We start from the raw sequence: 2,306 nt of genomic DNA, 5'->3' as shown, positions 1-2,306 counted from the left end.
ATTATTGTTCCCATAATGCCCTTAAAACGTATTAATATAATAAGTGTTTAAAATATTTAACATTTATTAATGTTTAGTAAAGTAATAGTAAAAAGAATGCCCTGCTTTGATGGCAGGGCAGCGATTTAATACTCTAAAAACATTCAATTCGTGAATGATAGCTTATTTAACGACTTTGGCTACAACGTCGTATGGCTTAACTAATTGTGAGTCTTTAAATAGATCAAAGTCTTTAGCAAATTTCTTAGGGTATACTATAGTATCACCAACCTTAATGGTACTATCAGTACCGATTGGAATAGATAGAACAATACCTTTTGCAAAATCTGATTCAACTTCTTTAGTATGAGTTTTTACTTCATACTTATTAAAACCTTCTTCATCCTTTTCACCAGTAGGAATTTGCTCTGTATATTCTTTAGTAACCATGATAGGAGCTAAAGGTTTTACCAATATATCTTTTTCAAAACTATATTCCAATCCGTTTACCACTGTTTCTAGTACTTTATCTTCCATAATATTTACTTTATAATATCTATTAACGCAGTAAGTAAAGTAAGGTTACTCATCTATATGATTAAATTTGCGCTTAAATATATATCCTTTATGACATATATCCATTCTATCTTTAAAGTTAGCGCAATTCATATTATTAACAAACGCACAACCCACACAACAACCTTTACTAAGTTCAGGAGTAGCTATATAAGTTTTATTCCTGAAAACATACTCAATTCTATCTGCTTTTTTTTGTTCGTTCTTTTCCATAGTAATACCGTTTTAGGGGCTACCTTTTTTATTCAACGACCGTCAGAAAGGTAGCTAAACTGAGCCTACTTACGATTAGGATTCCCTGGTGCGCTTCTACCTTATGGTAACTTCTTTAAGCGTGGAATGTACTACGATCCCGTGTACTTAGGGCACATTACTTTGTTAATTTATTTAGTATGATATAAGCTAGACATCCTAACATACCTACTAAACATAGTGCAGTAAATTCTGTCATTTAACTGTATTTATTTCTTTCTTAAACTGTTTATATAAATCTTCAGAAAAAGTATATTCTATTTGTCCTGGTAAAGTAAAGGATCTATAATTATCATTTAATTTATAGTTCTTACTTATCTTACTTAAGTAAAGACAATTAGAATACTGCTAATCTCTTTGTCTTATGAAATAGTAATTCATGCTTCTGTTATTATAAATCCATACAATCTCATTAGATTCTACTAAGTAGAAGAACTTAGTTTATATACTTCATTTGCAATAAAGTTTATATCATCATTTGAGTACATATTGTTAATAATAAGTTAATAGTAATTCTAAAGTAATGGGGCTTACATCATCTACTTTAGTTAATTCTTCTAATATGTCTTCTGTATTCATACTGTATTTAACTGTATCTACTGTATACAGTAACGTATATTTAACTATATTGGTTATTATTATTAACATTTATTATGAATATTTATTTAAGTTTAATAGCTATTTTTTAACATTATTTAAAATAAAAATATATAAAAAAATTTTTTTGGTGAAGAAATCTGTGTGTGGGAACCAGCAAAAATTCACACCCCTCTACCTTGTATCGGAGTGGAACACCCCTACGGGCTTGTATCTGTTGGGCTATTCCACACAAGTAACAAGTAATCAAGAAAGGAGAAAAAAATCATGTTAAGCAAATTGATTTCAGCAGAAAAAAGAACTCGCACTAATGGCGATGAGTTCTACGTGTGTACATTTAGCTATTCACAAGGAGCTAAGGACGCGCCTACATTCATTACTATTGGAGGTGTGAAAGTATTGAATCCGCAAGCGGCTGCAATACGCAACATTAATCTTGTTAAGTGTTTGTTTCCTACTGAGGACGAAACCGCAAAAGCGTACAAGAAAAATCTTGACAGATTTATTAAGTGTATGGAAAGCGATTCAAAAACCTTTACAACAAAGAAGGGAGAAGTCGTTAAGTTATCCGATTGTGAATTTTCTTTGCCATTGGTGTATAAGACCCTGCCGGTTAGTGAGGTTTTAGGTGTAAGTAAAATTTACTATGCTGACGCAAACGGTGAACAAAAAGAATTAACACAACTTAACGCTGTTGGTTATTCACGTCTTGAGATGATTGTTGACGAAAAGACGGGCGAAATTACTGATTATAAGGATTCAAACGAATGGGATAATGACCTCAACGGAGGAACTTATATTGAAGTAATTACAAGGAACGCAAATGCAAACATTGCTAACGGTTCATATTGGTATGAGAAACGTGTCAATAAACCAGAAGCAAATGAAAGCGTTGGTAATCC

General features: G+C 31.6%; 2 protein-coding genes. One reads left to right on the top strand and one right to left on the bottom strand.

The genetic code is table 11. The features are described 5' to 3' along the window. Positions 1-162 precede the first annotated feature (162 nt). Positions 163-516, bottom strand: coding sequence for a hypothetical protein (locus tag GH681_RS22745; RefSeq protein ID WP_153163780.1), 354 nt, complete (start codon positions 514-516; stop codon positions 163-165). A gap of 1,155 nt (positions 517-1,671) precedes the next feature. On the opposite strand from GH681_RS22745, the gene GH681_RS22740 reads away from it, so the two are divergent. Beyond that, positions 1,672-2,306, top strand: a 635-nt coding sequence (locus GH681_RS22740) for a hypothetical protein (protein WP_153163779.1), incomplete at its 3' end; no start/stop codon positions are given.

It is taken from the genome of Zoogloea sp. 1C4 (genome assembly GCF_009469605.1).
GTDB classification, from domain to species: Bacteria; Pseudomonadota; Gammaproteobacteria; order Burkholderiales; family Rhodocyclaceae; genus Zoogloea; species Zoogloea oryzae.
Note: the sequence above shows the minus strand (reverse complement) of the source record. Positions and strands in the feature narration are given on the sequence as shown.

Excerpts from the sequence above, each read along its gene's own strand:
- GH681_RS22745 (WP_153163780.1), bottom strand. The coding sequence starts at position 516 with ATGGAAGATAAAGTACTAGAAACAGTGGTAAACGGATTGGAATATAGT.